At 70.0% G+C, this 26,872-nt stretch carries 26 protein-coding genes and 1 pseudogene; 17 read left to right on the top strand and 10 right to left on the bottom strand.

The window, feature by feature from the left end; all coding sequences use genetic code 11:
- Window positions 1–35: 35 nt before the first annotated feature.
- The 3 genes from RTL41_RS16995 to RTL41_RS16985 are packed head-to-tail and all read right to left on the bottom strand — an operon-like array spanning window position 36 to window position 1,992.
- The gene (locus tag RTL41_RS16995; protein ID WP_312166265.1) at window positions 36–821 is read right to left on the bottom strand and encodes an RNA methyltransferase; all 786 of its coding nucleotides are present in this window, start codon (window positions 819–821) and stop codon (window positions 36–38) included.
- Window positions 818–1,711 (bottom strand): class I SAM-dependent methyltransferase, encoded by an 894-nt coding sequence (locus RTL41_RS16990; protein WP_312166277.1) that lies wholly within the window; start codon window positions 1,709–1,711, stop codon window positions 818–820. The genes RTL41_RS16995 and RTL41_RS16990 overlap by 4 nt, the downstream gene beginning before the upstream one ends.
- A 59-nt stretch (window positions 1,712–1,770) precedes the next feature.
- Window positions 1,771–1,992, bottom strand: coding sequence for a hypothetical protein (locus tag RTL41_RS16985; protein ID WP_312166264.1), 222 nt, complete (start codon window positions 1,990–1,992; stop codon window positions 1,771–1,773).
- Window positions 1,993–2,246: 254 nt separating this feature from the next.
- On the opposite strand from RTL41_RS16985, the gene RTL41_RS16980 reads away from it, so the two are divergent.
- The gene (locus RTL41_RS16980; protein ID WP_312166263.1) at window positions 2,247–2,882 is read left to right on the top strand and encodes a TetR/AcrR family transcriptional regulator; all 636 of its coding nucleotides are present in this window, start codon (window positions 2,247–2,249) and stop codon (window positions 2,880–2,882) included.
- A gap of 29 nt (window positions 2,883–2,911) precedes the next feature.
- Here the strand turns inward: RTL41_RS16980 and RTL41_RS16975 are convergent, their stop codons facing one another.
- Window positions 2,912–3,547, bottom strand: a complete 636-nt coding sequence (locus RTL41_RS16975; RefSeq protein ID WP_312166262.1) for a TetR/AcrR family transcriptional regulator — start codon at window positions 3,545–3,547, stop codon at window positions 2,912–2,914.
- A 111-nt stretch (window positions 3,548–3,658) separates the two neighbouring features.
- On the opposite strand from RTL41_RS16975, the pseudogene RTL41_RS16970 reads away from it, so the two are divergent.
- The 3 genes and pseudogenes from RTL41_RS16970 (at window position 3,659) to RTL41_RS16960 (ending at window position 7,815) form a co-directional block, all read left to right on the top strand.
- A pseudogene (locus tag RTL41_RS16970) lies at window positions 3,659–5,071 on the top strand (efflux transporter outer membrane subunit).
- A gap of 37 nt (window positions 5,072–5,108) precedes the next feature.
- Window positions 5,109–6,272 (top strand): HlyD family secretion protein, encoded by a 1,164-nt coding sequence (locus RTL41_RS16965; protein WP_312166261.1) that lies wholly within the window; start codon window positions 5,109–5,111, stop codon window positions 6,270–6,272.
- Window positions 6,273–6,282: 10 nt separating this feature from the next.
- Window positions 6,283–7,815: a DHA2 family efflux MFS transporter permease subunit gene (locus tag RTL41_RS16960; RefSeq protein WP_312166260.1), complete on the top strand. Its 1,533-nt coding sequence runs from the start codon at window positions 6,283–6,285 to the stop codon at window positions 7,813–7,815.
- Here RTL41_RS16960 and RTL41_RS16955 read toward each other — a convergent pair.
- The gene (locus RTL41_RS16955) at window positions 7,812–8,465 is read right to left on the bottom strand and encodes a helix-turn-helix domain-containing protein (protein WP_312166259.1); all 654 of its coding nucleotides are present in this window, start codon (window positions 8,463–8,465) and stop codon (window positions 7,812–7,814) included. The genes RTL41_RS16960 and RTL41_RS16955 overlap by 4 nt on opposite strands.
- A gap of 73 nt (window positions 8,466–8,538) precedes the next feature.
- On the opposite strand from RTL41_RS16955, the gene RTL41_RS16950 reads away from it, so the two are divergent.
- Complete coding sequence (locus RTL41_RS16950) at window positions 8,539–10,986, top strand: TonB-dependent receptor (protein ID WP_312166258.1); 2,448 nt, start codon at window positions 8,539–8,541, stop codon at window positions 10,984–10,986.
- A 23-nt stretch (window positions 10,987–11,009) separates the two neighbouring features.
- Entirely contained in the window at window positions 11,010–12,302 is a 1,293-nt protein-coding gene (locus tag RTL41_RS16945; protein WP_312166257.1) for a serine/threonine protein phosphatase, read from the top strand.
- Between the two features lie 24 nt (window positions 12,303–12,326).
- Here RTL41_RS16945 and RTL41_RS16940 read toward each other — a convergent pair whose 3' ends face one another.
- Window positions 12,327–14,504, bottom strand: a complete 2,178-nt coding sequence (locus RTL41_RS16940; protein ID WP_312166256.1) for a lytic transglycosylase domain-containing protein — start codon at window positions 14,502–14,504, stop codon at window positions 12,327–12,329.
- 125 nt (window positions 14,505–14,629) lie between these two features.
- On the opposite strand from RTL41_RS16940, the gene dapA reads away from it, so the two are divergent.
- The 5 genes from dapA to RTL41_RS16915 are packed head-to-tail and all read left to right on the top strand — an operon-like array spanning window position 14,630 to window position 17,301.
- On the top strand, window positions 14,630–15,514 hold the full coding sequence (gene dapA / locus RTL41_RS16935; RefSeq protein ID WP_312166255.1) for a 4-hydroxy-tetrahydrodipicolinate synthase: 885 nt from the start codon (window positions 14,630–14,632) through the stop codon (window positions 15,512–15,514).
- On the top strand, window positions 15,514–15,969 hold the full coding sequence (gene smpB / locus RTL41_RS16930; RefSeq protein ID WP_312166254.1) for an SsrA-binding protein SmpB: 456 nt from the start codon (window positions 15,514–15,516) through the stop codon (window positions 15,967–15,969). Before dapA ends, smpB begins: the two co-directional genes overlap by 1 nt.
- Window positions 15,956–16,696, top strand: a complete 741-nt coding sequence (locus tag RTL41_RS16925) for a GNAT family N-acetyltransferase (RefSeq protein ID WP_312166253.1) — start codon at window positions 15,956–15,958, stop codon at window positions 16,694–16,696. Before smpB ends, RTL41_RS16925 begins: the two co-directional genes overlap by 14 nt.
- A gap of 51 nt (window positions 16,697–16,747) precedes the next feature.
- Complete coding sequence (locus RTL41_RS16920) at window positions 16,748–16,936, top strand: type II toxin-antitoxin system VapB family antitoxin (protein WP_312166252.1); 189 nt, start codon at window positions 16,748–16,750, stop codon at window positions 16,934–16,936.
- Window positions 16,936–17,301 carry a type II toxin-antitoxin system VapC family toxin gene (locus RTL41_RS16915; RefSeq protein WP_312166251.1) on the top strand — a complete coding sequence of 122 codons (366 nt, stop codon included), beginning with the start codon at window positions 16,936–16,938 and terminating at the stop codon, window positions 17,299–17,301. Before RTL41_RS16920 ends, RTL41_RS16915 begins: the two co-directional genes overlap by 1 nt.
- 2 nt (window positions 17,302–17,303) lie before the next feature.
- Here RTL41_RS16915 and RTL41_RS16910 read toward each other — a convergent pair whose 3' ends face one another.
- Both RTL41_RS16910 and RTL41_RS16905 read right to left on the bottom strand, forming a co-directional pair.
- Entirely contained in the window at window positions 17,304–17,951 is a 648-nt protein-coding gene (locus tag RTL41_RS16910) for a uracil-DNA glycosylase (RefSeq protein WP_312166250.1), read from the bottom strand.
- The gene (locus RTL41_RS16905) at window positions 17,952–18,554 is read right to left on the bottom strand and encodes an NYN domain-containing protein (RefSeq protein ID WP_312166249.1); all 603 of its coding nucleotides are present in this window, start codon (window positions 18,552–18,554) and stop codon (window positions 17,952–17,954) included. It abuts the gene before it with no gap.
- Between RTL41_RS16905 and folK the strand changes: the two genes are divergently transcribed.
- The 4 genes from folK to RTL41_RS16885 all read left to right on the top strand — a co-directional run bounded on the left by folK (window position 18,553) and on the right by RTL41_RS16885 (window position 22,521).
- Complete coding sequence (gene folK, locus RTL41_RS16900) at window positions 18,553–19,089, top strand: 2-amino-4-hydroxy-6-hydroxymethyldihydropteridine diphosphokinase (RefSeq protein WP_312166248.1); 537 nt, start codon at window positions 18,553–18,555, stop codon at window positions 19,087–19,089. The two genes, RTL41_RS16905 and folK, sit on opposite strands and share 2 nt — an antisense overlap.
- 85 nt (window positions 19,090–19,174) lie before the next feature.
- Window positions 19,175–19,813: an HAD hydrolase-like protein gene (locus RTL41_RS16895; RefSeq protein WP_312166247.1), complete on the top strand. Its 639-nt coding sequence runs from the start codon at window positions 19,175–19,177 to the stop codon at window positions 19,811–19,813.
- A gap of 84 nt (window positions 19,814–19,897) precedes the next feature.
- A complete protein-coding gene (rpoZ, locus tag RTL41_RS16890) occupies window positions 19,898–20,257 on the top strand; it encodes a DNA-directed RNA polymerase subunit omega (RefSeq protein WP_293403461.1) in 360 nt (119 codons plus the stop codon).
- Between the two features lie 95 nt (window positions 20,258–20,352).
- Window positions 20,353–22,521 carry a bifunctional (p)ppGpp synthetase/guanosine-3',5'-bis(diphosphate) 3'-pyrophosphohydrolase gene (locus tag RTL41_RS16885; RefSeq protein WP_312166246.1) on the top strand — a complete coding sequence of 723 codons (2,169 nt, stop codon included), beginning with the start codon at window positions 20,353–20,355 and terminating at the stop codon, window positions 22,519–22,521.
- Between the two features lie 39 nt (window positions 22,522–22,560).
- Here the strand turns inward: RTL41_RS16885 and RTL41_RS16880 are convergent, their stop codons facing one another.
- Window positions 22,561–22,998 (bottom strand): CBS domain-containing protein, encoded by a 438-nt coding sequence (locus tag RTL41_RS16880; protein ID WP_312166245.1) that lies wholly within the window; start codon window positions 22,996–22,998, stop codon window positions 22,561–22,563.
- A gap of 498 nt (window positions 22,999–23,496) precedes the next feature.
- Between RTL41_RS16880 and RTL41_RS16875 the strand changes: the two genes are divergently transcribed.
- Together RTL41_RS16875 and RTL41_RS16870 are read left to right on the top strand one after the other, a co-directional pair.
- The gene (locus RTL41_RS16875) at window positions 23,497–25,224 is read left to right on the top strand and encodes a D-aminoacylase (RefSeq protein ID WP_312166244.1); all 1,728 of its coding nucleotides are present in this window, start codon (window positions 23,497–23,499) and stop codon (window positions 25,222–25,224) included.
- A complete protein-coding gene (locus tag RTL41_RS16870) occupies window positions 25,218–26,483 on the top strand; it encodes an amidase (RefSeq protein ID WP_312166243.1) in 1,266 nt (421 codons plus the stop codon). The genes RTL41_RS16875 and RTL41_RS16870 overlap by 7 nt, the downstream gene beginning before the upstream one ends.
- Here RTL41_RS16870 and RTL41_RS16865 read toward each other — a convergent pair.
- Window positions 26,480–26,851 (bottom strand): hypothetical protein, encoded by a 372-nt coding sequence (locus tag RTL41_RS16865; RefSeq protein WP_312166242.1) that lies wholly within the window; start codon window positions 26,849–26,851, stop codon window positions 26,480–26,482. The genes RTL41_RS16870 and RTL41_RS16865 overlap by 4 nt on opposite strands.
- Window positions 26,852–26,872 lie beyond the last annotated feature (21 nt).

Here is a 26,872-nt window from a genome sequence, read left to right as displayed (position 1 = left end):
TTCTCCCCTTGCGGGAGACGGAAAGCCAAGCGGATCTAGGTCGCGGCGTAGATCATGATGCCGGTGGCGACGGAGAGGTTGAGGCTGTCGGCGCGGCCGCGCATGGGGATCTTGACGTTGACGTCGCAGAGGGCGGCCATTTCGGGCGTCAGGCCCTGTTGCTCGTTGCCCATCAGGATCATGGCCGGCCTGGCGTAGCTCGCCTGGCGGTGATCGACGTCGGCGGTGAGCAGCGTGCCGACCACCGAGCCGGGCCAGGACGAGCGCCAGCCGGCGAACTCGGCCTCGGTGGCCTTGACGATCGGCACGGCGAAGATCGAGCCCATGGTGGCGCGGACCGCCTCGACCGAGAACGGGTCGCAGCACTCGCCGACCAGGATCACCGCGCCGCAGCCGGCGGCGTCGGCGGTGCGCACGATGGTCCCGAGGTTGCCGGGGTCGCGGACCCTGTGCAGGGCCACGAAGCAGGGCGCGGCGGCCGGGTCGAGCGAGGTCAGCGGCGTATAGGTCTGGGCGAAGACGGCGACGACGGCCTGCGGGTTATCGCGGCGCGAGACCTTGGCCAGGATGTCCAGGGTGACCTCGATCACCTCGCCGCGGGCGGCCAGGGTCGCCTGGACGGCGCGCTTGAGCAGGGGATGGCCCTCGGCGTCCTTGCCGTACATCAGGATGCGCGGGGCGTGGCCGAGCTCGACCGCCTCGGTGACGATCTTCAGGCCCTCGGCGACGAACAGGCCCGACTGGTCGCGCTCCTTGCGCAGGTGCAGGCCGCGGACGGCCTTGACCGTCGGGTTGGTCAGGGAGGTGACGACGCGGCTCATGCCGACCACCGGCCGTAGAAGGACATGCCGATCTGGCGGTCGGCCGCGTCCTCGACCAGGGTCAGCTCGCCCCAGTCGATGGTCCCGCCGCGGCCGGCCAGTTTGGCCGCGCAGAGCGAGGAGAGGGCCGCCCCGGAGATCCGCTCGGCATAGGCGTTGAGCAGCAGGAAGGAGGCGTTTTCCCCGAGAAGTTCAGCGCATAGGGCCGAAAGTTCAGGCAGGTTCTCGAACAGGCGCCAGACCTCGCCGTCCGGTCCGCGCCCGTATTTGGGGGGGTCGAGGATAATGCCGTCATAGCGCGAGCCGCGGCGCACCTCGCGCTGGACGTAGCGGCGGGCGTCCTCGCAGATCCAGCGGATCGGGCGGTCGTCCAGGCCCGAAAGGGCGGCGTTCTCGCGGGCCCAGGCGATGGCCTTCTTGGAGGCGTCGACATGGGTCACGTGCGCCCCGGCCGCGGCGCAGACCAGGCTGGCGACGCCGGTGTAGCCGAACAGGTTGAGGATGCGCGGCTGGCCGGGCAGGGCGCGCACGCGCTGGTCCAGCCAGGCCCAGTTGGCGGCCTGCTCGGGGAAGAAGGCCAGGTGGCGGAAGGCGGTGAAGCGGGCGTGGAAGCGCACCTCGCCCCAGGCCATGGGCCAGCTTTCCTTGGGCTTGCCGCGGAAGCGCCACTTGCCGGCGTCCTCCTCGTCCGACGGATCGAAGACGGCGTCGGCCTTGTCCCAGGTCGCGGCGGGCAGGCGCGGGTCCCACATGGCCTGGGGTTCGGGGCGCACGACGGTGTAGGGGCCGTAGCGCTCGAGCTTGCGGCCGCCGCCGGAGTCCAGCAGGGCGTAGTCGGCCCAGCCGGTGGTGCGCATGGCGCCGGGCAGGTCGGCGACGACGGGGGCGATCCTGGTCATGGCCGCCCACTAGCCGGTTCCCAGGCTGGTGGTCCAGCCCTGCGAAGGGCTCAGCGGCCTTGCAGGGCCGCCTCGGTGCCTTCGATCTCTTCGCGGATCCAGTCGTGGCCGTTGGCGGACAGCACGCCGTCGAGGGCGGCCATGTGCACCGACAGCCGGTCGCGGATCTCGGGATCGACGTCGCTGCGGGTCGCCATCCACTTGGCGACGAGGTGGAGTCCGAAGGCGCTGTGCAGCGCCAGGCGTTGCAGTTGGTCGTCGGGCAGTCTCATGGCCGCTCCCTCATCCAATCGGCGTGGCCGCGCGGCGTCTGTTCGGCGCCTACGGCGGAGTTTGCCCAGGAGAAACGCCCGAACGCTCGAAACGCTGCGGCTTTGCAATGCGATAGGCGGGGCGGCGTGATGCCGGCGAGCTTCCGCAAGGGCGCCCTTAGCCCCGGATTTGGCTGGCCTTTTCTTTAGTCCAGGCTTGCAACCGCGGTGGTTTTGGTTTCCGTTTGTTACAGGACGGACTCGGAAGGAATGCTGTGACCATCGCAGTGACGACGCGGCGCTCAGCCCGGAAACCCAAGGGCGACGGCCACCTCCGCCGGGCGGAGATCCTGGAGGCCGCCGAGCGCATCTTCGTGGCCGAGGGCTATGAGGGCGCGACGATCCGCAAGATCGCCGACGAGGTGGGGGTGTCCTCGACCGCGCTCTACATGCACTTCCCCGACAAGAGCTGCATCCTGCTGGAGATCTGCCAGGGGACGATCCGCAACCTGCTGGAACGCAACGCCGAGATCGCCGCCAAGCCGATGGACGCGACCAACCGCGTCAAGCTGATGCTGGACGCCTACATGCGCTGGGGGCTGGAGCACCCGAACGCCTACGAGCTGGTGTTCTGCAACGTCGCGCGCCTGGCCGCGGTGATCGGCGAGGAGGAGACGACGGCCTCGCTGGGCGACCAGTGCTATCAGGTGTTCTCCGGCGTGGTCCGCGAGATCGCCGCCGAGGGCCGGCTGCGCACCGGCACCGCCGACAGCGCCGCCCAGGCGCTGTGGACCTCGTGCCATGGCCTGGTCAGCATGATGATCGCCCGCCCGAACTTCGAATGGGCGCCGACCGACGACCTGATCCAGGTCACGCTAGACGGCCTGATGCACGGGCTGGTGGCCGACTAGGGCGGACGGCTGGAGGCTCCAGCGGAATCCTAGTCGGGCCGGTAGGCGCGCAGGAAGGTGTCGACGGCGTTGTTGACCTGGTCCTCGATCTCGGCGTCGGTCATGTCGCCGGTGATGACGCCCCAGGTGCGCGGCTGCAGCACGCCGGAGATGGTCAGGTCCTTGAACTGCTGGGCGGCGACGAAGGGGTCGGCGCGGCGCAGGACGTCCTGGTCCATGAGGTCGGCGAGGTAGGCGGCGATCTTGGTCAGGATCACCTTGGGGCCCATCTCGTAGAACATGCGGCCCAGTTCCGGGAACCGGCCGCTCTCGCCGACCACGACCCGGTGGATGCCGAGCGACTCGGGCGTCAGCAGCAGGGCCAGGAACTTGGCGGCGAAGTGCTGCAGGCGCTCGCGCACATCGTCGCCGTCGTGGTCGACGTCGAACAGGGTCTCGGCCAGGGCGCCGCACTGGCGCTGCATGACCGCCTCGAACAGTTCTTCCTTGGATTTGAAATAGTTGTAGAGCGTGCCCTTCGAGCCGCCCAGCCGCGCGGCGATGCTGGACATCGAGGTGGCGGCGTAGCCGTCGGCCAGGAAGCAGTCGCGCGCGACGTCGAGAATGCCGTCGCGGCGTTCGTCGCGGCGTTCCTCACGCTTGCTCTGGGGCGGGGCTGTCACCATCTGACCATCCTGTACGGTTTGCGCTTGACGAGGTCCAGTCCAAGGAACATATGACCGTACCGTACGGTTTTCTAGGTCCGTACTTCTCCCTAGTCGATTTCGAGACGCGGCATGGCACGCCTGATTCTCCCCCCCGTGACGGCGGCCCTCCTGTTGGCGGGCTGCGCGGCCGTTCCGAACCTGGGTCCAGCCCCCCAGGTCAGGCCCGTGCAGGCCTATGCCGCAACCTCGAGCTTCGACGCCCCGGCCGCCGAGTGGCCGGTCGACCAGTGGTGGACGAGCTATGGCGACGCCCAGCTCGACACCCTGGTCGATGAGGCGCTGGCGGGGTCTCCCAGCCTGGCGCAGGCGCAGGCCCGGGTGCGGGCGGCGCAGGCGCGGGCCCAGCAGAGCCGCGCGGCGCTGCTGCCCAGCGCCAGCCTGAACGCCCAGGCGGCGCAGACCAAGCAGAGCTAAAACAACGGCATCCCGCCGGCCTTCGTGCCGGAAGGCTACAACGACACCGGCCGGGCGACCCTGGACCTGTCGTTCGACCTCGACCTCTGGGGCAAGAACCGCGCGGCCCTGGCCGCGGCGACCTCCGATGCGACCGCCGCCGAGATGGACGCAGCGCAGGCGCGGCTTATGCTGACGACCTCGGTGGTCGGCGCCTATGCCGAACTCTCGCGCGCCTTCGCCGCCGAAGAGGCCGCCGTCCAGGCCCAGGCCAACCGCGAGGCGACCCGCAAGCTGGTGGCCCAGCGGGTCGACAACGGCGCGGCCAACCAGGGCGAGCTGCGGCAGGCCGAATCCGGCCTGGCCAGCGCCGACCAGGACCTGGCCGCCGCGCGGGAACAGGTGGGCCTGGCCCGCGACCAGATCGCCGCGTTGCTGGGCGCCGGGCCCGACCGCGGCCTGGCCATCGCCCGGCCGAGCGCGCCGGCGACCCGGGACTTCGGGCTGCCGGCCAACCTGGCGGCCGACCTGCTGGGCCGCCGCCCGGACATCGCCGCGGCGCGGCTGCGGGCCGAGGCGGCCGCCAAGCGCATCGACGTGGCGCGCAAGTCCTTCTATCCGAACGTGAACCTGGCCGGGTTCATCGGCGCCCAGTCGCTGGGCCTCGACCTGCTGACCGACAGCGGATCGGACATCGGCCAGGCGGGGCTGGCGCTCAGCCTGCCGATCTTCCAGGGCGGCCGGCTGTCGGGCGCCTATCGCGGCGCGCGGGCCGAATACGACGCCGCCGTCGCCGCCTATGACGCCGCCCTGGTCCAGGCGCTGAAGGAGGTGGCCGACGCCGCCGTCAGCGAACGGGCCCTGGCCACACGGCTGACCGCCGCCCGCGAGGCCCTGGCCAAGGGCGAGGAAGCCTATCGCATCGCCAGGATGCGTTACGAGGGCGGCCTCGACTCCTACACCGCGGTGCTGACCGCCGAGAACGCCGTGATCCTGCAGAGGCGGGCCGCCGCCGACCTGGAGTCGCGCGCCCTGACCCTTGATGCAGCTCTGGTCCGCGCCCTGGGCGGCGGATTCCGAGCCGCCTGACCCCAACCGTTTCCGTCCTCCCCCGGAAAGGCCTTCCATGCCCGACGATATCGGATCAAAGCCCCAAGCCGTGGCCGCCGCGCCCGCATCCGCGCCTGCGTCCGCCTCCGCCAACGGCGCGCGGCGTAAACGCCTGTTCCTGATCCTGGGGGGCGTGATCCTCGCCGCCGCGGTGATCTGGGGCCTCTACTGGCTGCTGGTCGCCTCGCGCTACGTCTCGACCGACAACGCCTATGTCAACGCCGACACCGCCCAGGTGACGGCCCTGGTCTCCGGCCCGATCGTGCAGACCCCGGTCGGCGAGACGGCGGTGGTCAAGAAGGGCCAGGTGATCGCGGTCATCGAGCCGGCCGACTACCAGCTCGCCGTCGACCGCGCCCGGGCCGAGCTCGGCCAGGCGCAGCGGCGGGTGGGGCAGTACTTCGCCAACGACCAGGCGCTGGGCGCCCAGACCGCGGCGCGCGCCGCCGACGTCGCGCGGGCCGAGGCCATGCTGGCCAGCGCCCGGTCGGACTTCAGCCGGGCCGAGGTCGAGTACGGCCGCCGCCGCAACCTGTCGGCCTCGGGCGCGGTGTCGGGCGACGAGCTGACCCAGGCCGAGAACCGTTTCCAGGCCGCCAAGGCCGCGCTGGCCGCGGCCCAAGCGGGGCTGGCCCAGGCCCGCGCCACCGCCGCGCAGTCGGCCGGCCAGCAGAAGGCCGCCAACGTCCTGATCGCCGGGGCCGATGTCGAGGACAATCCCGAGGTCGCCGCGGCCCGCGCCAGGCTGGCCCAGGCCGAGCTGGACCTGGCCCGCACCACCATCCGCTCGCCGGTCGACGGCGTCGTCGCCCGCAAGGCCGTGGTGGTCGGCCAGAAGGTGGCCAACGGCGCGCCGGTGATGAGCATCGTGCCCATCCAGACCGCCTATGTGGACGCCAACTTCAAGGAGGTTCAACTGCGCAAGGTGCGGCCCGGCCAGAGCGTCGAGCTGACCAGCGACCTCTATGGCAAGGGCGTGAAGTTCCACGGCAAGGTCTCGGGCCTGGCCGGGGGCACCGGCTCGGCCTTCGCGCTGATCCCGGCCCAGAACGCCACCGGCAACTGGATCAAGGTGGTCCAGCGCGTGCCGGTCCGCATCGTCCTCGACCCCAAGGAACTGGCCGAGCATCCGCTGCGGGTCGGCCTGTCCATGGACGCCGTGATCGACGTCTCGAAGTAGGATCGCGCCGGTGAGCCAGAGCCAATCGACGCCGGCGCCCCTGACCGGGATGGCGCTGCTGGTGACCGGGCTGCTGCTCGGCCTGGCCAACTTCATGGTGGTGCTGGACATCACCATCGCCAACGTCGCCGTGCCGCACATCGCCGGCGGCCTGGCGGTCTCGCCCAGCCAGGGCACCTGGGTCATCACCTCCTATGCGGTGGCCGAGGCGATCACCGTGCCGCTGTCGGGCTGGCTGGCCCAGCGGTTCGGGGCGGTGAGGGTCTTCGTGTTCGGCCTGGTCGGGTTCGGGGTCTGCTCGATCCTCTGCGGGCTGGCGCCGACCTTCGGCTTCCTGGTGTTCGCGCGGGTGCTGCAGGGCCTCTGCGGCGGGCCGATCATGCCGATGTCGCAGACCCTGCTGCTGCAGATCTTCCCCAAGGAAAAGGCGCCCCAGGCGCTGGGCCTGTGGAGCATGACCACCGTGGTCGGGCCGATCGCCGGGCCGGTCCTGGGCGGGACCATCTCCGACACCATCGGCTGGCACTGGATCTTCTTCATCAACATCCCCGTCGCCTTCGGGGTGGCGTTCCTGGCCTATCGCGCGCTGATCAAGCGCCAGGGGCCGACGCGCCGCGTGCCGGTGGACTATGTGGGCCTGGGCCTGCTGATCGTCTGGGTCGGGGCGCTGCAGGTCATGCTCGACACCGGCAAGGAGCACGACTGGTTCTCCTCGCCGTTCATCATCGGGCTGGCGGTCGTGGCGGCGGTCGGCTTCGCGGCCTTCCTGATCTGGGAGCTGACGGCGCAGAACCCGATCGTGAACCTGCGGGTGTTCCGACACCGGGGCTTCTCGATCGGGGTGACGACGCTCAGCCTCACCTTCGGGGCGTTCTTCGCCAGCGTGGTCCTCCTGCCGCTCTGGCTGCAGACCAACATGGGCTACACCGCGACCTGGGCCGGCTATGCGGCCGCGTTCCAGGGCGTGCTGGCGGTGGTGATGTCGCCGATCGTCGCCAGCCAGGTCGCCAGGCGCGACCCGCGGGCCCTGGTCTCGTTCGGGGTGTTCTGGATGGCGGGCGTCGCCATCTGGCGCAGCCACTTCGCCACCAACGCCGACTTCATGACCATCGCCCTGCCGCAACTGGCGCTGGGCTTCGCCATGCCGTTCTTCTTCATCCCGACCCAGAGCATCGCGCTGGGGGCGGTGGACGAGGAGGAGACGGCGGCGGCGGCCGGCATCGCCAACTTCCTGCGGGTGGTGGCCGGGGCGTTCGCGACCTCGCTGATGACCACTTCCTGGGAGAATGACGCCAGCGCCAAGCGCTCGGAGCTGGCGGGCGCGCTCAACCAGCCGCAGGCGGCGCTGGATGGCCTGGTCGCCCAGGGCTTCTCGCCCAGCCAGGCGCTGGGGCAGCTAGAGGGCCTGGTGCAGAGCCAGGCGGTGATGCTGTCGACCAACCAGATGTTCATCGCCACGGCCGTGGTCTTCGTCGTCGCCGCGACGACGATCTGGCTGGCCCCGCGGCCCAAGCGCGCCGCCGGACCGGGCGGCGGTCACTAGGCCTGGCGTGCGCGCGGCTTCCTGAGCGAGGCGCGGCCGGCGAGCAGGGCCTGGTCGACGATCTGCTCGATCTGGGCGAGCTTGAGCTTCTGGCCTTGCAGGCCGGCGCGGAACAGCACCGCGCCGATCATGTTGTCGACCAGGCCGGACACCTCGGGCGCGGGCAGAGCGCCCTTCAGCGCCGCGTCCAGCGCGACGAGATAGGGGCGGCGCTCGCGCTCATAGAGGGCGTCGAGGGCGACCGACAGCTCCGGGTCGCGGCGGCGGGCCTGGCTGAGTTCGGGCGTGGCCACCCCGGCCGGGCCGCCCAGGTGGCGCACGAAGCCCCACAGGTTCTCGATCAGCACCGTGCGCGGCGGGACGTGGGCGGGCAGGGCCGGGTCGGTGTCGCGGGCCGCGTTGTCCAGCATCCAGATGATCAGTTCGCGCTTGTTGGCGAAGCGGCGATAGAGGGCCGGACGGCTGCAGCCCGCGCGCTCGGCCAGGTCCTCGAAGGTCATGCCGGCATAGCCGCGCTCGGCCAGCAGCGCCCAGCCGGCCTGCATGATCGCCGGCTCCATGGACCCGTCGCGCGGGCGGCCGCGGCCGCGGCGGGCCTGGTCGGGAGCGGAGGCGGCCTGGACCTGGGGACTGTCGTCGTCGCGTAGCATCGGCGTCGCAAAACCATCATTCAATATCGTTACACGCCCGGAACGTAAATCGAGACGGCAAGGGGCGTCAATCATGTCGAGTGAGTTCTCTGGATACGCGCGATCGGTGCGGCGCGGGGTGCGCGGCCGCCATGCCGCGGGCCTGATGTCGCTGGCCTCGGTGCTGCTGATCGCAGCGCCCGCCCTGGCCGACGAGGCCGACCTGCCGGGCACGCTGGAGGAGGTGATCGTCACCGCCCAGAAGCGGGCCGAGGCGCTGGAGGACGTGCCGATCGCGATCTCGGCCTTCGGCGGCCAGGCGATCGAGCGGATGCGCCTGCGCTCGGTCGAGGAGGTGGCCAGCCTGGCCCCCAGCACCAACTACAAGAACCAGAGCCCGGCCGCGCCGAGCATCAGCATCCGCGGCATCACCTCGGACGAGTCGGGCGCGGGCTCGGAATCGGCGGTCTCGACCTATCTCGACGGCGTCGACATCAGCCGCCGCGAGGGCGCGCAGATGGCGATCTACGACATGGACCGGATCGAGATCGTGCGCGGGCCGCAGGGGACGCTGTTCGGCACCGCCTCGCAGATCGGCGGCCTCTCGCTGATCACCCGCAAGCCGCAGGAAGAGTTCGGCGGCTATGTGAACGGCGCGGTCGGCAACCTGGACTATCGGCGCGCGGAGGGCGCGCTGAACCTGCCGGTGTCGGACGTGGCGGCGTTCCGGATCGCCGGGTTCCATGAACAGCGCAAGGGCTACATCGAGAACAAGGCGGCCACCGCCGGGGACCCGCGCGACTATATGGGGCTGGACACGACGGCGGCGCGGGCCTCGTTCAAGTTCGAACCGAACGACCGTTTCAGCGCCACGGTGATCGGCTATGTACAGCACGACAACCCGACCGGCACGCAGTTCACCAGCTTCACGATCCCGACGCCGAGCCTGGGTTTCGCCGACTACCACAAGGAGACCTACCAGGCGCCGCGCAGGCCCTCGAAGTTCGAGCGCAACGTCTATGGCGGCACGCTGCTGATCGAGGCCGAGCTGAACGACAACCTGAGCTTCTCGTCGATCACCGGCTACCGCGAGTACGACTACGAGCAGTATTTCGACCTGGACGGCGGCTTCATCCCCTTCGTCGACAGCGACATCACCAACGCGACCTCGAGCTTCTACCAGGAGGCGCGGGTCAACTTCTCGGCCGGCGAGCGCCTGAAGGGCTTTGCGGGCGTCAGCTACATCCGCGATGCGGTCGACGAGACCATCGGCCTGACCTTCAGCGAGCCGATCTTCGGCATCCTGCAGTCGGGCGTCTGGGTGCTGCCGAACGGCCAGCCGAACCAACTGGTGCTGCCGCCCTCGCTGGGGATCACCCTGGACCCGGACCGGCGGGAATATCGCCAGCAGAAGGGCCGCAAGGCCGACGCCTCGGCGTTCGTGGACGTGAGCTACGACCTGACCGACCAACTCACCTTCAACGGCGGCGCCCGCTATGTGCGCAACGCGCGGCGCTTCGTCTCCAACCAGCCGGCGGTGGGGCAGGCGGGCCTGATCAAGCTGGGCGTCTACAACTCGGTTTCCGCGGCGGTGGCGGCCAGGTTCGTCGCCATCGACCCGAGCTTCAACGCCACGGACCCCCGCCACCCGCTGTTTGCGCCCTACTATTCGGCGCTGCAGGCGGCGCTGCCCGGCGCCTATGCGGCCGCCCCGAAGAACCTGATGTTCGCGGCGACCGACGGGGCGCTGGACGGCGAGGCGGACTTCGACGCGGTGCTGCCGCGCTTCTCGGCGCAGTACGACTTCGGCAACGGGCTGCACGCCTATGCGGGCGTGGCCAAGGGCCAGCGCTCGGGCTTCCTGCAGGCCGACAGCAACGGCGCGGTGGCGGCCGTCGATCCCGAGCAGCTTTGGAACTACGAGGTCGGGGTGAAGGGGGCGTTCGCCCGCTTCCGGTTCGACACCGCCCTGTTCCACTATAGCTGGACCGATTTCCAGACGATGGAACTGATCGATCCGAGCAACCCGACCCTGGGCCAGCGAGCGGTGAACGCCGGGTCGGCCAGCGCCACCGGGTTCGAGTTCGCCGGGACCTTCCTGGTGGCGAGCGGCGTCGACGCCTTCGCCAACTTCTCCTACCTCGACGCCAAGTTCGACGACTTCAAGTCGTCGGAGGGGGACTTCACCGGCCACCGCTTCCGCATCTCTCCGGAGTACCAGGCGGCGATCGGCCTGAACGCCGAACGCCCGCTCAGCGGCGACCTGACCGGCTTCTTCTCGGGGCGGGTCCGCTATCAGTCGAAGGTCTATTTCGACAACGAGAACGTCGCCCCGAAGATGGACAAGAGCCACGTCTTCGTCAGCGGCAACCTGGGCGTCCGCAACGCGGCGCAGGGGTGGAGCGTGCGCCTGTTCGCCGACAACCTGCTGGACGAGGAATACCTGCTGGACGCGGGCAATTCGGGCGAGAACTTCGGCACCCCGACCGCCATCGCCGGCGCGCCGCGCACCTTCGGCCTCGAACTCGGCCTGCAGTTCTGATCCCCCATTTTCGGAGACGTTCCATGATCGGCAAGACACGCCGCTTCGTGCTGGCCCTGGCCGCCAGCGCCGTCCTGCTCACGCCCGCCGCGGCGCTGGCCCAGGACGACAGCTTCACCCTGGCGGTGATCCCGGACACGCAGAACTATGTCGACTTCACCCACCAGACGGCGGAGGGCTTTCCGTTCGACGCGCGCGAGCTGTTCTTCGAGCAGATGCGCTACATCGCCGGCCGGCTGAAGACCAACGGCGGCGACATCGCCTTCGTCACCTCGGTGGGCGACACCTGGCAGCACCAGACCAAGGCGTTCGACGAGGCGCACGCCGGCTTCGGGGTCAGCCGGGGCGCGAACCCGCTCCTCGACGCCCACTTCGCGCCGAGCGAGAAGACCCGGACCGTCGAGATGCCGACCGCCAGGCAGGGCTTCGAGATCATCGCCGGCCAGACGCCGTTCTCCGTCGTGCCGGGCAACCACGACTACGACGCGATGTGGACGGACTCGCGCTACCTGCCGATCAAGGACTTCATGAACCCCGGCGACCATCCGCGGCCCTACGGGATGCTGCATCCGGGCGGGCTGGACAACTGGCGCGAGGTGTTCGGGGCGCAGACCGAGTTCTTCAAGGACAAGCCCTGGTACGTGGCCTCGTACAACGGCGGGGCCGACAGCGCCCAGGTCTTCACGGCCGGCGGCTACCGGTTCCTGCACATCGGCCTGGAGATGGCGCCGAGCGACGACGTTCTGGAATGGGCGTCCAAGGTGATCGCCGACCATCCGGGGCTGCCGACCATCGTCAGCACCCATGACCATCTGAGCACCGACGGCCAGCGGGCTCCGAACCCGATGGTCGACATGGCCATGGTCCATCCCGAGCACAACAATCCCGAGGCGGTGTGGACCAAGTTCCTGAGCCGCCACGCGCAGATCTTCCTGGCGCTGAACGGGCACCAGCACGGCCAGGCCTATCGGGCCGACGCCGGGGCGGGCGGCGCCATGGTGCACCAGGTGCTGGCCGACTATCAGGACCGCGGCCAGACCGCGATCGCGGCCGGGGTGAAGGCGGACTGGCCGGTGGGGATCGGCGACGGCTGGATGCGGTTCATGACCTTCGACATGAGCGGCGAGACGCCGGTGATCCAGGTGCGGACCTATTCGACCCACTACAAGAAATACTCCGGCGAGGTTCCGGAGTACGCCGCCTGGTACCGCAAGGTCGAGCAGCCCAAGATGAGCGACCTGGAGTTCCTGGCCGCCGACGACTTCACGATCCGCCTTGAGGACTTCCGCAAGCGGTTCGGGAACGGCGCGAAGTAGAGCTCGCGCTGCGCGCGCCGGTCCCTACGGGTTGGGGATCGGCGCGTTCGACCCGCCGACCGGCAGCGGCTGGGCCGGACCGGCATAGGTCCCGTAGGCGCCGCGCTTGAGGTCCGCCGACAGGGTGATCGGGGCCGAGCCGCCGCCCAGGCGGGCGCGATAGACCTGCATCCCCTCCATGACCCGCATGACGTAGTTGCGGGTCTCGGAGAACGGGATGCACTCGATGAAGTCGATCGGGTCGGTCGTCGCCCCGCGCGGGTCGCCGCAGAACTGGATCCACTGGGGCGGGCGGCCGGGGCCGGCGTTGTAGGCCGCGATGCCCATCGGATAGGAGCCCGAGAAGTTGGAGATCTGGCGGCCGAGGAAGGCCTGGCCGAGCTGCATGTTGTAGTCGGGCTGCCAGAGCATTGAGACATCGTAGCTCATGCCCAGGCCGCGGGCGACGCTGGCGGCGGTGGCGGGCAGCAGTTGCATCATGCCGCGGGCGTCGGCGCCCGAGCGCACCATGGGGTCGAAGCCGCTCTCCTGGCGGGTGATGCCGAGCGTCAGGGCCGGCTCCGGCGCGCCGGCCACCGGCGGCGGGGTGCGCAGGGGATAGCCGCGCTCGGGCAGGATGAAGCCGCGCTGGGCGGCGGTGCGGACCACCTTCATCGAGGTGTCCTGGTCGCCGTAGCCGCGGGCCAGGTCGACCAGCAGGGCCTGTTCCTCGGCGGTCGGCAGCACGTCGTCGAGGGCCAGGACGAAGGTCTTGAAGAGGTCGCGGTTTCCGATGTCGTGGAGCAGGCGCGTGGCGCGGACCGTGTCGCGGCTTTCGAACCGGGCGCGGTCGGGCTGGGTGATCTGCGGATCGGAGCCGAGCACGAGGTTCTGGCCCAGCTTCTCGGCGGCGAGCTGGCCGTAGAAGGTGGTGTTGTACCTGGCGCCGGCGGCGTAATGCTCCTTGGCGGCGGCCTGGTCGCCGCGCGCCTCGGCGGTGCGGCCCAGCCAGTAGAAGGCGCGGCCGCGGGTGATCGGCGACTGGCCGATCTTCTCGACATTGGCGAAGTGGACGGCCGCCTGCTCGGGCTTCTTCAAGCGGGTCAGCGCGATCCAGCCGGCGTAGAACTCGGCGTCGGCGGCCGGAGCCCCGGAGGTCAGGCCGCTGTTGGCCGCGGCCGTGTAGGCGCCGGCCGAGTCGCCGTTGCGCAGGGCGTAGAGGATCAGGCGGTAGCGCTCGGCCCAGATCCGCTCGGCCATGTCGCCATGGGCGACGTCGGTGGGGAAGTTGCGGACCGCGGCGATGGCCAGGGTCTCGAGGTTGCGCTGGCGATAGTAGCTGGCGCGCTCGAAGGCGACGCCGGGGCTGTTGGCCAGGTTGGCGGGCAGGGCGGCGGCCAGGTCGTTGGCGCCGGAGGATCCCGAGCGATAGGCCATCCGCACCTGGGCCAACTGAAGCTGGTCGGGCGGCAGCAGGGCCAGCATGTCGCGCGCGGCCGGCCCCTGGGCGCCGTAGAGCAGGATGTCGGCGCGGCGGACGTGGTCGTCCTGGGTCAGCATGGAGCCGAACCGCGCCTGCATGGCGCGCTGGGGGGCGACCTCGAACAGCTTGTCGCGCCAGAAGCGGCGGATCAGGTCCTGGGCGTCCTTCTGCCTGCCCGTGGCCTGGTAGGCGCTGGCCAGGGCCATGGCGCCCTCGGCGGTCTGCGGCTCGGCGCCGCCGAACCAGGCGATGATCTGCTGCGGCGTCTGGCCCGAGGTCTCCAGCAGCTTCTCGGCCCCGAGCTGACGGCGGTTAGGGCGCGGCCAGCCGGCGAGGTCGCGGCGGGCCTGGTCGATCTCGAAGAACGACATCGACTCCGCCGCGGAGTCGACGATGGCCCAGGTGGCCAGCTTCCTGGCGACCGGATCGGAGAGGGCGGCGATGGCGGTGCGGGCGGTGTTGACGTCGCCGCGCTTGGCGGCGGCCAGGGCCGAGGTCAGGGCGGTGCTGTCGGTCATCGACAGCGACTGGCGATAGGCGGTCGGCGGGGTCTGGGTCAGCTCGATCGGGCGCGGCCCCTCGGACGGCGGACGCGGGTCGCCGGAAAACGGCCGGTAGGGCCCCTGAGCCGGCGCGCCCTGAGCCGGCGCGCCCTGAGTCGGGGCCTGCGCATTGGCCACCGTGGCCAGCAAGGCGATCGAGGCGGTGGTCAGAAACGCTTTACGGGCCTTGGGGGGCAAGAGGACGAACTCCGGTCTTCGCGAAAAATGAAACTATGTTGCGGCGCGGGGGCGCCCCGCCATATTGTCCGGCCAAATCATGAGGCCGCAACAACTGGCCTCGCTTTCACGGCTTTTTGCAGACCATGTCAGATACCTTGTTCAAGGGCGTGATGCCGGCCCTGGTGACTCCGTTCCGCGACGGCGCGGTGGACGAGAAGGCGTTCGTCGCCCTCGTCGAGCGTCAGATCGCGGGCGGCGTCCACGGCATCGTGCCCGTGGGCACCACCGGCGAGACCGCGACCCTGTCGCACGACGAGCACCGCCGGGTGGTCGAGCTGGCCGTGAAGACCGCCGCCGGCCGCGTGCCGGTGGTCGCGGGCGCGGGCTCCAATTCCACGGACGAGGCGATCGAGCTGGTCCGCCACGCCAAGACCATCGGCGCGGACGCCGCCCTGGTGGTGACGCCCTACTACAACCGCCCCAGCCAGGAGGGCCTCTACGCCCACTATGCGGCGATCAACGAGGCGGTGCAGTTGCCGGTGCTGGTCTACAACGTCCCTGGCCGCACCTCGGTGGACATCAGCAACGAGACCCTGGCGCGGCTGGCCAAGCTGCCGAACATCGTCGGCATCAAGGACGCCACCGCCGACATGACCCGCGCCACCGTGCAACGCCTGCTGTGCGGCGAGGACTGGGTGATGCTGTCGGGCGACGACCTGACGGCGCTGGGCTACATGGCGCACGGCGGGCACGGCTGCATCTCGGTGAGCGCCAATATCGCCCCCGACCTGTGCGCCACCTTCTACAACGCGGCCATGGGCGACGACTGGAAGACCGCGCTCTACTGGCAGGACCGGCTGTTCCGCCTGCACAGGTCGCTGTTCTCGGACGCCTCGCCGGCGCCGACCAAGTTCGCCCTGGCGCATCTGGGCCTCTGCCTGGAGGACGCGCGGCTGCCGATCGTTCCGGCCTCGGAAGCATCGCGCGCCGAGGTCCTGGCCGGGATGAGGGAAGCCGGCGTCCTCTGATGGCCGGAAAGCTGATCGCAGAAAACCGCCGCGCGCGGTTCGACTACTTCCTCGAAGAGACCTTCGAGGCGGGCCTGGTCCTGACCGGATCGGAGGTCAAGTCGCTGCGCAACGGCCGGGCCAACATCGCCGAGTCCTACGCTTCGGTGGAGGGCGACGAGGTGGTGCTGATCAACGCCGACATCCCGCCCTTCGCCCAGGCCAACCGCTTCAACCACGAGCCGCGCCGGCACCGGAAGCTGCTGCTGCACCGCAAGCAACTGGACAAGCTGATCGGGGCGGTGACGCGCGAGGGCCGCACGATCATCCCGACCAAGCTCTATTGGAACGACAAGGGCATGGCCAAGCTGGAGATCGCGCTGGCCAAGGGCAAGAAGCTGCACGACAAGCGCGAGACGAGCGCCGAGCGCGACTGGCAGCGGGACAAGGCGCGGCTGCTGCGTGACCGGGGCTGAGATCGAGGCGATCGAGCGGGCCACCGTCGCGGCGGTGGCGCCGCGCGAGGTGCTGGAGATCGGCGGCTGGCTGGTCGCCCTGAACGCGGGCACGATCCGGCGCGCCGCCAGCGCGGTTCCGCTGAGCCACGACCTGGCGGCCGAGACCGCGGCGTTCGAGCAGATCGAGGCGGCCTATGCGGCGCGCGGGCTGGCGCCGGCGTTTCGGATCGCCGACGCGCCGGGCCTGGAGAGCGTGCGGGCTGAACTCGTTCGGCGCGGCTACCGCCCCGAGCAGCCGACGCTGGTGAAGGTCGGCGCTGCGGCCGGCATGATCGCAGCCGCGCGCGGCGAGGCGGCGGCGGTGAGCGCGACGCCCGACGCCGGCTGGGCGCGGGTGTTCATCAGCGAGGGCTTCGATCCGGCCGACGGGGCGGGCCGAGTGGCGGCGCTGACCCGCTCGCCCGACGCGGTCTATGGCGGGATCGCCGAGGACGGCCTGACCCTGGCGGTCGGGGTGGCGGCCTTCGGCCATGGCTGGGCCAGCGTGCATGGGATGCGCACCGACGCCTCGCGGCGGGGCGAGGGGCTGGCGGGCAGGGTGCTGGCCGGCCTGGCCGGCGCGGCGCAGGCGCGGGGCGTCGAGCGCGTGTTCCTGCAGGTCGAGGAAGGCAACGCCGGGGCGCGGAGCCTCTATCGGCGGGCCGGGTTCACGCAGGCGTGGCGGTACTTTTACTGGAGTCGTTAGCTGATCCGCATCATTCGATGATATATTCGTGCCGAAGTTAAGGAGATCTCCGTGCGAACCACCTTGGCGTTGGACGATGAACTGGTCGCGAAGGCCCAGGAGTTCACGGGCTTGAAGGAGAAGTCGGCGCTGGTGCGGGAAGCACTCAAGGCGCTGGTGGAGCGGGAAAGCGCTCGGCGACTCGCTCAACTGGGCGGTTCGGAACCTCATCTGACGGCGCCTCCTCGCCGGCAAAGCTAGTGCTGCTGGTCGACACGTCAGTCTGGGTGGATCACCTAAGGCTTGGCGACGAGGTGCTGGCCAGAGCGTTGGGTCGCGCCGAGGTGATGATCCATCCTTTTGTGCTCGGCGAGATTGCGCTCGGAAATCTAGCGAACCGGGCTCTCGTGCTCGCATCGTTGGCGGACCTGCCGCGCGCGGTGGTGGCGACCGAGGATGAGGTCCTGGCGTTCATCGGCAGCGGGGCATTGCACGGGCGTGGGATCGGTTACGTGGACGCGCATCTCCTGGCGTCTGTGCGCTTGACGCCAAACGTAAGTCTCTGGACCCGCGATCGACGCCTTCTGGAGACGGCTGTGGCCCTGGGCCTGTCCGCCGATACCTGAAGTCAGCTATCCAGCAGTTCGCGCGCGCGGCGGAAGACGGCCTCGAACATCTCGGCGGTGAGGCGGCCGGTGTTCGTGTTCAGGCGCGAGCAGTGATAGCTGTTGAGCACGACGTAGGGGCCGGCCTGGAACTCCGTGCCGTGGCCGGGGAGGCCGGCGGAGGCCTTCAGGCCCAGGGCCTTGAGCACGTTGCGGCGTGAGACGTCGCCCAGGGTGACGATGACCTTGAGGTTGGGCAGGTCCTTGAGCCGCTGGGTCAGGAACGGGCGGCAGGTGTTCTCTTCGCTGGTCTCGGGCTTGTTGCCGGGCGGGGCGCAGCGGACCGCATTGGTGATCATGCAGTCGGTGAGCTCAAGGCCGTCGTCGGTGCGGGCGTCGAACTTGCCGTTGGCGAAGCCGGTCTTGCTCAGGGTGTCGTAGAGCATCCAGCCGGCGTGGTCGCCGGTGAACGGGCGGCCGGTGCGGTTGGCGCCGGTGCGGCCGGGGGCGAGGCCGGCCACCAGCAGGCGCGCGGCCGGATCGCCGAAGGAGGGGGCCGGGCCGTTCCACCAGTCGGGGTTCTGGGCGGCGTTCGCCTGGCGGTAGGCGACGAGGCGCGGGCAGAGCGGGCAGTCGCGGGGCGGCTCGGCGCCCCAAAGCTCAACGGACATTCAGAGCTCGGCGTCGACGTCGTGGTCGTGTTCGTCGCGCGCGGCGCGGCTTTCCTGGATGAAGCGCGGCAGGCGCGAGGGCCGGCCGATGATGTCGGCCAGGTCGGCCAGGTCCACGAAGTTGTCGGCCTGGCGGCGCAGGTCGTCGGAGGCCATGGGCGGCTGCGACTTGACGGTGGAGACGACGGTCACACGGGCGCCGCGGCGCTGGACCGCCTCGACCAGGACCCGGAAGTCGCCGTCGCCGGAGAACAGCACCAGATGGTCGGCGTGGGCCGCCATCTCCATCATGTCGACGGCGATCTCGACGTCCATGTCGCCGCGCCAGCGCTTGCGGCCCTGGGCGTCGGTGTATTCACGGGCCGGCTTGGTCACCAGGCGGAAGCCGTTGTAGTCGAGCCAGTCGACCAGCGGGCGGATCGGCGAATATTCCTGATCCTCGACCAGGGCGGTGTAGTAGTAGGCGCGCACCAGCACGCCGCGCTTGCGGAACTCTTCCAGCAGCTTGCGATAGTCGATATCGAAGCCCAGCCCCTTGGCGGCGGAGTACAGGTTCGCCCCGTCGATGAAGAGCGCCAGCCTGTCCGTGGGGTAGAAGGTCATGAGTGCGAATAATCCTGCGAAAATGTCTCTGGGCGTAGATCCGGACGATGCTGCGGTTGTCGCCTTGGGCGGAAATGTCGCCGGCGACTATGGTTCGTCCGAAGCCCTTCTCGAGGCGGCGCTCGCTCGTTTCGCGGAGGCGGGATTGCCCATCCTGCGTCGGTCGTCCTGGTGGCGTTCGGCCGCCTGGCCCGACCCGAGCAAGCAGGAGTATCGCAACGGCGTCGTGCTTGTCGAGGCTCGGCTTCCGCCGCGGGCGCTAATCCGAACATTGTTCACGCTGGAGGACGAATTCGGGCGCACGCGGAGCGTCAGGAACGCGCCCCGGACGCTCGATCTGGACCTGATCGCCCATGGCCGAATCGTCTGCGACGACCCCGAACTGACCCTGCCGCACCCCCGCGCGCACGAGCGCCTGTTCGTGATGGGGCCGCTGGCGCAGATCGCCCCGGAGTGGCGCCATCCGGTGCTGGGCAGGACCGCGGCCGAGCTGGCGGCGAGCGCAAGCGTGGGGACCGACGCCCGCCCGGTGTGACGGGCCGCACCGGCGGCGTGAAAAGTTGACGCGACCGTCAGGGAGGGTATACGGCGCGGCCCCTTTGAAGCGGCAGGACCGGTCCGTGGGCTATCGCCTCATCATCTTCGATTTCGACGGGACGCTGGCCGACAGCGCGCCGTGGTTCATCACCGTGCTGAACAGCGTGGCCGAGCGCTTCGGCTTCCGGCAGGTGGACGAGGCCGAGATCGCCGAACTGCGCGGCCGGCCGAGCCGCGAGGTCATGCGCCGCCTGGGGCTGCCGGCCTGGAAGCTGCCGTTCATCGCCGCCCACGTGCGCAAGCTGGCCGCCGAGGCGGCGCCCTCGATCGGGCTGTTTCCCGGCGTCGACGACATGCTGCGCCGGCTGGCCGAGCGCGGGGTGAAGGTGGCGATCGTCAGCTCGAACGCCGAGGTCACGGTGCGCACGGTGCTGGGCCCGGACCTGGCCGGCCTGGTCGCGCACTACGGCTGCGGAGCGTCGGTGTTCGGCAAGGCGGCCAAGTTCCGCGAGGTGATCCGCAAGGCCGGCGTGACCGAGGCCGACGTGCTGAGCGTCGGCGACGAGGTGCGCGATATCGAAGCGGCGCGGAAGGTGCGCCTGGCCACCGGCGCGGTGACCTGGGGCTACGCCACGGCGGAGATCCTGCGGGCCCAGCGGCCCAGCGCAGTGTTCGAAACCACCGACGACGTGCTGCGCGAAGCCGGGCTCTGCGGCATCTGACCTTCGATCCATCGGTCTTGCGGCGTTGCACAATCGCCGCGAAGCCTCTATTTTGTTCGGTTCTACCGCACCTCTGAGGATTCCATGGCCCGCGTCACCGTCGAAGATTGCGTCGAGAAGGTTCCCAACCGCTTCAGCCTCGTGCTGCTGGCGGCGCATCGCGCCCGCGCCATTTCGGCCGGGGCCCCGCTCCTGGTCGACCGTGACAACGACAAGAACCCGGTCGTGTCGCTGCGCGAGATCGCCGACGACGTGGTGGACGCCGAGGAACTGCGGGAAAACCTGATCGGCACGCTGCAGCGCGTCGACGAGCGTTCGGAAGCCGAGGAAGAGGCCGAAACCCTGGCCCTGCTGGCCGATCCGACCCACATGCAGATGAGCGAGCTGGAACTGGTCCGCGCGCTTCAGAGCGACCGTGACGGCGGCCAGGAGGAGCGGTACTGAGCCCGGAAGGCGCAGAACCCCTCACCGTCACGGCGGCGCCCCAACAACCGCCCGCCGACAAAATCGACGCGCCGGTCGCCAAGCAGCGGCCCAAGATGCTTCGCCAGTACGAGCTGATCGAAAAGGTCCGCTCGTACGACCCGACCGCCGACGAGGCGGTGCTCAACCGCGCCTATGTCTACGCCATGCGCATGCATGGGTCGCAGAAGCGCGCCTCCGGCGACCCCTATTTCGCGCACCCGATCGAGGTGGCGGGGATCCTGACCGACTACCGGCTGGACACCGCGACCATCGTCACGGCCCTGCTGCATGACGTGATCGAGGACACCCCGGTCACGCCCGACGACATCCGCGCCCTGTTCGGCCCCGAGATCACCGAACTGGTGGAAGGGGTCACCAAGCTCACCAAGCTGGAGCTGAACAGCGAGCGCACCAAGCAGGCCGAGAACCTGCGCAAGTTCATCCTGGCCATTTCCAAGGACGTGCGCGTCCTGATGGTCAAGCTGGCCGACCGCCTGCACAACATGCGGACGCTGCAGTACATCTCCAGCCCGGCCAAGCGCGAGCGGATCGCGCGCGAGACCCTGGACATCTATGCGCCGCTGGCGCGGTCCATCGGCTGTCACCGGATCTGCACCGAGCTGGAAGAACTGTGCTTCGAGCACCTGAACCCGGTGGCGCGCGATGCGATCGGCCGGCGGCTGGAGGCGCTGCGGATCGAGCAGGGCACGGCCGTCTCGATCGTCTCGGGCGAGATCGCGGCCAAGCTGGAGGCCGCCGGCATTCCGGCCCGGGTCTTCGGGCGCGAGAAGAACGCCTATTCGATCTGGCGCAAGCTGCAGCGCAAGTCGATCGGGTTCTCCCAACTGTCCGACATCTATGCGTTCCGGGTGATCGTCGACGGGGAGGCCGACTGCTATGCGGCCCTGGGGGTGATCCACCGCGCCTGGCCGAGCGTGCCCGAGCGGTTCAAGGACTTCATCTCGACCCCCAAGCGCAACAACTACCGTTCGCTGCATACGACCGTGGTCGGGCCCAAGGGCATGCGGATCGAGATGCAGATCCGCACCGAGACCATGGACCGGATCGCCGAGGACGGGGTGGCGGCGCACTGGCGCTACAAGAACTCGTCCTACGGCTTCGACCCCGAGGACCAGGCCGCCGGCGGTGGGCGCGACCCGCTGGTCAACCTGCGCCATCTGGTCCAGGTGCTGGAGCATGGGGGCGACGTCGAGGAGCTGGTCGAGCACGCCAAGCTCGAGATGTATCTCGACCAGGTTTTCGTGTTCACGCCCAAGGGCAAGCTGGTCAGCCTGCCGCGCGGCGCGATGCCCCTGGACTTCGCCTATGCGGTCCACACCGACGTGGGCGACACCTGCATCGGCGTGAAAATCAACGGTGAACTCAAGCCGTTGCGGACGACTCTTCAGAACGGCGACGTGGTCGAGGTGATCCGCGGGCCCAAGCCGGTGGTGCCGCCGGACTGGCGCTCGCTGACGGTCACCGGCCGGGCGCGCTCGGCGATCCGCCGTCACATCCGCCAGACCGAGCGCGAGGAGTTCGTGCGCCTGGGCCGCGCGACCGTGGACCAGACCTTCGAACGGGCCGGCAAGTCGCGCAAGGACGTGCTGCTGAAGCCGTCGCTGGAGCGGTTCGCGGTGGCGACCGAGGACGACCTGTTCGAACTGGTCGGCCGCGGCCGGATCTCGCCGACTCAGGTGCTGGACGTGATCTTCCCCGGGCTGAAGGCGGCCGACCGCGAGGCCGCGGCGGCGACCCGCCGGATCGAGGGCGGCAAGGGCGCGCGGCTCTATGTGCGCGGCGGCGGGCTGACGCCCGGCGTGTCGCTGAACTTCGGCCAATGCTGCACGCCGGTGCCGGGCGACCGGATCGTCGGTATCCTGGAGCCGGACGGCACCGGGCTGACGGTGCACACCATCGACTGCGCGCGGCTGGCCGAGTTCGAGGATCGCGAGGAGCTCTGGCGCGACCTGCAGTGGACGCCCGAGGCCGAGCGCAACACCGTGACGCTGTCGAAGCTGACCGCCACCATCCGCAACGCGCCGGGGGTGCTGGGTCAGGCGTGCACGGCGATCGGCGAGGCCGGCGGCAATATCGTCAACCTGCGCATGCACCGGCGGCAGTCGGACTTCTTCGACGTGGATTTCGACGTCGAGGTGAAGGACGCCCGGCACCTGACCCACATCGCCGCGGCGCTGCGCGCCTATCCCAGCATCGAGACCGTGGACCGGGCCAAGGGCTAGGCGGTTCGATGCTCCCCCGCAGGGGAGCATCGCCGGCGGTCAGTGGATCGACTGCGAGTGTTCGCCGCCGGGGCGGACGATGCCGCCGAGGGCTTCGCCGGTGCGGGCGGTCTGGCCGACCGAGGCGAGGTCGGCGAGCGAGACGATGCCGATCAGCCGCTTGTCGCGGTTGAGCACCGGCAGGCGGCGGACCTGGATGTCGCCCATGTTGCGCAGCACCGCGTCGCTCTCGTCGTCCTCGTAGCAGTACTTGACCTCATGGCTCATGACGTCGGCGACCGCGGCGTCCGGACCCTTGCCGAGGGCGACGCCGCGCACGCAGATGTCGCGGTCGGTGATCATGCCGACCAGCCGGTCGCCCTCGGCGACGGGCAGCACGCCGGCGTCCAGTTCGGCCATCATCCGGGCGGCGTCCTGAAGCGTCTCCTGAGGGTTGGCCATCTTGACGTTTCGGGTCATGCAATCGCTGACTTTCATGGCGAAACTCCGTGCCTGGGGGAAACCGGCGAATGCGCCGGTCTCTGCGGCAAACGGCCCGGAGCGCGGGGCGTTCCTTGAGGGGCGTGGCCATCGGCGGCGGAGAATGTCGGGCGCCAGATACAGCGAAGCCCGGGGGTCGAGGACCCGCCGGGCTTCAAGTCCGACTATCGTTTTCCATTGCTGGCTGATTTGTCGGGCTGGTTTTCGACATTCGTCTCCAACCGTCTGATCAACGGGCGTCGGGGCGGGGAGGTTCCAGGGGGATTAAAAAAATCCGCCATCGGACGATGCCGCGATGAAAAAGCCCAGAAGGCCGCTGGGCGCTTCTGGGCTTCGAGGCCGATCAGGAAGTTGCGTTTCGGGATCGGGCTATGTCCGGAGACAGATCGCAAACCAGCCAGAAGCCGCCCAGGTTCCCGGCCTGGTGGAAAATTCCGCAGGGCGCCCGTTTGCCGGGGCCTGACACGGCGCAGATTCTCCCGTCACATGCGCGGCATGCACAAGCCGCTCGCTCTCGTCGCCCTGCTGCTGACCTCCACCGCCGGCCAGGCGATGTCGCCGCCGGCCTACGACATCCTGATCCGCAACGCGCAGATCTATGACGGATCGGGCCAGGCGCCGTTCAAGGGCGAGGTGGCGATCGCGCAGGATCGCATCGCCTATGTCGGGACGAAGGCGCCCGAAACCGCGCGCACGGTGATCGACGCCGGCGGCAAGGCGGTCTCGCCCGGCTTCATCAACATGCTGTCCTGGGCGACGGAGAGCCTGATCGCCGATCCGCGCGGCCTGTCGGACCTGAAGCAGGGCGTGACGCTGGAGGTGATGGGGGAGGGCAGCTCGATGGGACCGCTGAGCCCGGAGATGAAGCGCCTGGAAACCCAGCGGATGGGCGACATCAAGTACGACATCGCCTGGACGAGCCTGGACGAATACCTGTCGTGGCTGACCAGGCGGGGATCGGCGCTGAACGTCGCCTCGTTCGTCGGGGCCGCGACGGTGCGCGAGCACGTGCTGGGCGAGGGGGACGTCGATCCGACGCCCGACCAGCTTGCGCAGATGCGCAGGCTGGTCACTGAAGCGATGGAGGACGGCGCGCTGGGGGTCGGTTCGTCGCTGATCTACGCGCCGGCCAGCTATGCCGAGACGCCGGAACTGGTCGCCCTGGCCACCGAGGCCGGACGCTGCGGCGGCATCTATATCAGCCACATGCGCTCGGAGGGCGATCGGCTGCTGGAGGCCATCGACGAACTGATCGACATCTCCAAACAGTCCGGGGCGCCGGCCGAGATCTATCACCTGAAGCAGGCCGGCAGGGCCAACTGGGACAAGCTGGACCCGGCCATCGCCAAGATCGAGGCGGCGCGTGCGGCCGGCCACCGGATCACCGCGGACATGTACACCTACACCGCCGGCTCGACGGGCCTGGACGCGGCCATGCCGCCCTGGGTGCAGGCCGGCGGGGTGGAGGCCTGGGTCGGCAGGCTGAAGGACCCGGCGACGCGGGCCAGGGTGATCGAGGAGATGCGGCAGGAGACGCCGGCCTTCGAGAACCTCTATCGCCACGCGGGCGCGGAAGGGACGCTGCTGGTCGGGTTCAAGAACCCGGCGATGAAGGACCTGACCGGCAAGACCCTGGCCCAGGTCGCCCGGGACCGCGGCGTCTCGCCCGAGGACGCGGCCATCGACCTGGTGATCGAGGACGGCAGCCGGGTGCAGGTGGTCTATTTCCTGATGTCCGAGCAGAACGTGGCGCGCCAGACGGCGCTGCCCTGGATGAGTTTCGGCTCGGACGCCTCGGCCCAGGCGCCGGAGGGGGTGTTCCTGAAGTCGAGCACCCACCCGCGGGCCTATGGCAATTTCGCGCGACTGCTGGGCAAGTACGTGCGCGAGGAGAAGACGACGAGCCTGGCCGAGGCGGTGCGGCGGCTGTCGGGCTTTCCGGCCCAGAACCTGGGGCTGAAGGATCGCGGTCTGCTGAAGGCCGGCTACTATGCCGACGTGGTGGTGTTCGATCCCATGACCATCGGCGACGTCGGGACCTATGAGCAGCCCAAGCAGTTCGCGACCGGGGTCAGCGAGGTGATCGTCAACGGCAAGCTGGCGCTGAAGGACGGGAGCCCGACCGGCCAGTTGGCGGGCCAGGTCGTCCGCGGCAGGGCCTGGAAGGGCTGGAGCGAGGGCGGCTGCCGCCCGACCGCCAAGGATTGGAGCTGGGCATGGTGAGCGTGAGCGAGCGCCGCAGGCTGGGCGGACGGCTGCACGCCTTCACCCAGGTCTTCGACCCGCCGCTGGGGGCGGGCGATGGGCCGAGCTTCGCCATCAAGGACCTGATCGACGTGGCCGGCGTGCCGACCGGCGGCGGCGGGGTCGTGCCGCTCGATCCTGCGCCGGCGCAGAACGCGGTGGTGGTGCAGCGGCTGCTGGACGCCGGCTATGTGGCGGTGGGCAAGACCCATACGGTGGAGCTGGCCTTTGGCGGCTGGGGGACGAATCGCGCGGTCGGGGCGCCCTGGAACCCCTGGGACGCCACGGTCCATCGCGCGCCGGGCGGATCGTCGAGCGGCTCGGCCGTGGCGGTGGCGAGCGGGCTCTGCGACGTGGCGCTGGGCACCGACACCGGCGGCTCGATCCGCATTCCGGCCGCGGCCAGCGGCGTGGTGGGGGTGAAGCCCGGCAGGGGCCTGGTCTCGACCCGCGGCGTGCAGGACCTGGCGCCCAGCCTCGACACGGTCGGGCCGCTGGCGCGGTCGGTGGCCGACGCCGCCCGGGTGCTGGAGATCATCTCGGGGCCGGATGGAGGCGGCGTCGTGCGCGGGCCGTTCGACGCCCGGGCGGCCCTGAGCGCGGACGTGCGCGGCTGGAAGGTGGCGGTGCTGCCGATGGGGGCCATGCCGGCCATCGACCCGGACATCGCCGGCCTCTATCGCGCCGCCCTGGCGCGGCTGGCGGAGCTGGGGGTGGAGATCGTCACCGCGCGCACGCCGCGGCCGTTCGCAGACTACTTCATTCCCAACGGCTGGCTGATGGCGGCCGAGGGCTGGCGCGTGCGCGGGGCGCATGTCGAGGCCAATCGCGACGTGATGGACCGCTGGGTGGTCAAGCGCTTCGAAGGCGGGCGCGGGGTGAGCGACGCCGAACTGGCCCAGGCGCTGGTGCGGCGCGCGGCCGACCAGCGGGAGTTCCAGGACTGGATGGCGCCCTATGCGGCGCTGCTGAGCCCCACGGCGCCGATCCCCGCGCCGCCGATCGAGACCATCGACGAGACCGCCTCGCCGTTCTCGGCCATGACGCGGGCCGGCAACTATCTGGACCTGCCGGCCGCCAGCGTGCCGATGGGCCTGACCGGCGAGGGGCTGCCGGCCGGATTGCAGGTCATGGGGCGGATGGGCGCCGAGACCTCGGTGGTGGCCCTGGCGGCGGCGTTCGAGGCGGTGTCGGGCTGGAACGGGCGCGGCCCGGACCTGTCGCGGTTCGGAGCCTAGGGCGCGCCGTAGTGCACGCGCGCGGGCAGGCCCGGAGAGACCCGGCCGGCCCCCTTTGGCGGCGGCGGGGTGGTCGCCTCGGCCGCTGTCAGCTCTTCGTGCGGCTTGGGCCGGCAGAAGATCTTGAAGGTGCAGGCGTCGATCTTCTGGCGCCGGAGCGATAGGCTCCAACGGGCGAACTTGGTGAACTGGGTCAGGCGGCCGGGCTTGAAGCGCTGCAGGCCCCAGCGGCCCCAGGCCTCGGCGCCGTAGACGAAACGGTCCAGCACCACCGGCTGGCGCGGGGCGGCGGAGGCTTCGGCGGCGAGGGACAAGGTGGTGATGACGGCCACGCCGAGCGCCCCTGCGAGAAGGACCTTGCTACGCATCACCACCACCCAAGATTGCCC

This window comes from Phenylobacterium sp., assembly GCF_031984885.1.
In the GTDB taxonomy this organism is placed as follows: Bacteria; Pseudomonadota; Alphaproteobacteria; order Caulobacterales; family Caulobacteraceae; genus Phenylobacterium.
Note: the sequence above shows the minus strand (reverse complement) of the source record. Positions and strands in the feature narration are given on the sequence as shown.